We start from the raw sequence: 551 nt of genomic DNA, 5'->3' as shown, positions 1-551 counted from the left end.
GTCGACGACGTGGTGGCCCTGGAGCACACCTATGGCTGCGGCGTGGCCATCGACGCCCCCGATGCCGTCATCCCCATCCGCACCGTGCGCAACATCAGCCTCAACCCCAACTTTGGCGGCGAGGTCATGGTCATCAGCCTGGGCTGCGAAAAACTCCAGCCCGAGCGCCTGCTGCCCCCGGGCAGCATCCCCATCCGCGACGAACGCGGCCAACCCACCGGCGCCGACGCCCCGCTGGACACCGTGTGCCTGCAAGACGAGGCCCACGTGGGCTTCATGTCCATGGTCGAGCACATCCTGCGCCAGGCCGAGGTGCACCTGCAGCGCCTGAACGCACGCCGACGCGAGACCGTGCCCGCCAGCGAGCTGGTGGTGGGCGTGCAGTGTGGTGGCAGCGACGCGTTCTCGGGCGTGACCGCCAACCCCGCGGTGGGCTTTTGCACCGATTTGCTGGTGCGCGCCGGCGCCACCGTGATGTTCTCGGAGGTGACCGAGGTGCGCGACGGCATCGACCAGCTCACCGCCCGTGCCGCCAGCCCCGAGGTGGCCCA

1 protein-coding gene is annotated in these 551 nt (G+C 70.1%); it reads left to right on the top strand.

Features of this window, described 5'->3' with window-relative positions:
- On the top strand, positions 1-551 hold a 551-nt coding region (locus AC07VS_RS28820; protein ID WP_494752696.1), incomplete at both ends, for a UxaA family hydrolase.

The organism is Curvibacter sp. GW821-FHT01G03 (assembly GCF_059422285.1).
Note: the sequence above shows the minus strand (reverse complement) of the source record. Positions and strands in the feature narration are given on the sequence as shown.